Below are 2,324 nucleotides of genomic sequence, written 5' to 3'. Positions count from 1 at the left end.
TATGTTATTATGGACGAGCTTGATAATAAAATAACTGATTTTGCCGATGTGCCGTCAGGAGCGATTACCATAAGGTTCTATTATCCTGCCGACCTCACCCGCGCGCAGGAAAACAAACTGAGGATTGTAAAACTGGACGAGGATAAAGGTGAATGGGTTATCCAGGAAGATTTTTATATCAACACTTCCGCAAAATGGATAGAAGCCCAACTTTCGAGCCTCTCGGTATACAGCTTGATTGAGCTTTCGTATTTATCGCCGGACGACGTTTACGTCTATCCGAACCCGTGGAGGAGTGGAATGGGATATACCGGAGTGACGTTTACAAACTTACCGAACACGTTAAAAATAAAAATTTATACGATAACTGGGGAGTTAGTGCGGACGATAAATAAGGACAATTCGAATACCGACGCCGTATGGGACCTCCGCAACAACAGTCGAAGGGATGTAGCCAGCGGAGTGTATTTTTACATAATATCTAAGGATTCAGGTGAAAAGAAAAAAGGAAAATTAGCGATAATACGCTGACTTTTTCTTAATCAGTCTTTTCGTTCAAAACCGCAGAAAGTTTATTCTGCGGAAAAAGCTATCTCCCTTGGAGCCTGAGCAACATTCCGGCTTTGTGTGGTGGAGAAAACGGAGAAAACGGGGACATCCCGGATAAAAATAAAAACAGGGGCTCTGTCGGCAGGCGGGAAACTGGAATTTTGAGAAATCAACTCTTGACAAATCTCGACGCTTTTTATTACATTTGTAATACGGGGAGGTGATTATGACAATAACTGCAAGATTAAAAGAAGTTACCGATAAAAAACTTCGTTTGCTCTGCAACCTTGAAGGAGTTTCTAGGACAGAGATCATCAAAGAAAGTATAGAGGAGTATTTTAATAGACATGTTCCCGGTATTGCTCCTTATGAAATGGGGAAAAATTTATTCGGGCGCTTCGCAAGCAGCAAAGGTAACTTGTCTATAAATGGGAAAAAATATCTAAAGAAAAAATTACGTGAGAAACACATTCGCGACAGCCGTAATTGATACAGGCCCCCTGGTTGCCCTGTTTGATCGCTCTGACAGGCATCATCAGAAAGTAAAAACTTTTTTAAAAGATTACTCCGGTAAATTGATTACTTCGTTATCTATAATAACAGAAGTTACTCATTTACTTGATTTTAATATAGAAGCGCAGGTTGATTTTTTAAAGTGGATTCATGCGGGGGCAATAAGCGTTTATGAGATAACTGAATTACAATTTGATAGAATAATTGACTTAATGACAAAATATTCGGATAGACCGATGGATTTCGCAGATGCGACTTTGATAATAATTGCTGAAGAGGTTAATATTAAAAAAGTAATTAGTTTAGATAATGATTTCTCTATTTACAGAATCAAAGGAAAAAGTAAATTCGAGAATCTTCTTCTTCATTAAAAACCCCCTGACTGATAATTTAGATTATGTAAACTTTTCATCGCAGGATAAAATTACATTCTGCCGGTTGGCGATTAAGGGTTTTAGTTTTCTGCTTTTGACTCTTTGACGATAAGTTCGATTGAAGGGAAATCAATTTTTGAATAAATATAAAGAGCTGCTTTGATGTTTTTTGCGGGGACGAGGAATTCTTTTCTGAGCGCCTCAACAAAATTAAGGGTTCTTATAGTAGATAAACTTTTATCAGAGGTGCGGGTTCTTATCTCAAGCGTCGGCTCAGGTGTTTCAGTTAAGACATGCCCGAGAGCGGAAATAATTTCTTCGCCTTTTTCAGTTAGAAGATTATTATTGTCAAACAGTTCCCCGCTGTTTAGTTCCACGAGCGTTTCGTCTTTTCCTTTTTTTATCAGCACATCAAAATAAAACACGTCTCCGTTAAACCTGTATTTTTTTCCGCTTTTAACTGTCAGAATCAGCACGGGAGAATACGGTTCCCTCGCGTGAAATTTCGTTATGTCTTCCTCTTTCAGGTCGATTTGCACGGGAACTTTCCCCGTCCCCTTGTATTTTATCGTCTTTCGTCCGCGGGAATCAACAACCACGACCTCCCAATTTTTTGTCTCCGCTTTGCATTTTGTCACGAAACGTCCGTAATAAAACGGTTCCCCTGCTTTTTTCCACACAAGCGGGATTCTATGACTGCGCAGCAGCCCGGAGGTATCCGAAGCAAGCGAATGAACGTCGGGCGCGGCCTCCCGGCGGAGGAATGAAAAAGAGTCCTCGTTCATGATTGACCCGCAGATTTTTCCGTAGTCGGGTTTTAAAATTTTCACGACGGGTTTTCTGCCGGAACTTTTAACGACGACTTTCATTTCGCGCGTTGTTCCTCCG

4 protein-coding genes are annotated in these 2,324 nt (G+C 40.4%); 3 read left to right on the top strand and 1 reads right to left on the bottom strand.

Features of this window, described 5'->3' with window-relative positions:
• The 3 genes from KKA81_17505 to KKA81_17495 form a co-directional block, all read left to right on the top strand.
• The coding region (locus KKA81_17505) for a T9SS type A sorting domain-containing protein (GenBank protein MBU2652727.1) at window positions 1-531 on the top strand (531 nt) is incomplete at its 5' end.
• Between the two features lie 244 nt (window positions 532-775).
• Window positions 776-1,039, top strand: a complete 264-nt coding sequence (locus KKA81_17500; protein ID MBU2652726.1) for a ribbon-helix-helix domain-containing protein — start codon at window positions 776-778, stop codon at window positions 1,037-1,039.
• Complete coding sequence (locus KKA81_17495; GenBank protein MBU2652725.1) at window positions 1,008-1,433, top strand: PIN domain-containing protein; 426 nt, start codon at window positions 1,008-1,010, stop codon at window positions 1,431-1,433. The genes KKA81_17500 and KKA81_17495 overlap by 32 nt, the downstream gene beginning before the upstream one ends.
• A gap of 83 nt (window positions 1,434-1,516) precedes the next feature.
• On the opposite strand, the gene KKA81_17490 is transcribed toward KKA81_17495, so the two are convergent.
• Window positions 1,517-2,324: hypothetical protein (locus KKA81_17490; GenBank protein ID MBU2652724.1), on the bottom strand; the 808-nt coding region annotated here is incomplete at its 5' end.

This window comes from Bacteroidota bacterium (assembly GCA_018831055.1).
Lineage (GTDB): Bacteria > Bacteroidota > Bacteroidia > Bacteroidales > B18-G4 > M55B132.
Note: the sequence above shows the minus strand (reverse complement) of the source record. Positions and strands in the feature narration are given on the sequence as shown.

Bases quoted from the DNA above. Each gene is read 5' to 3' on its own strand.
- KKA81_17500 (MBU2652726.1), top strand. From the start codon at position 776: ATGACAATAACTGCAAGATTAAAAGAAGTTACCGATAAAAAACTTCGT.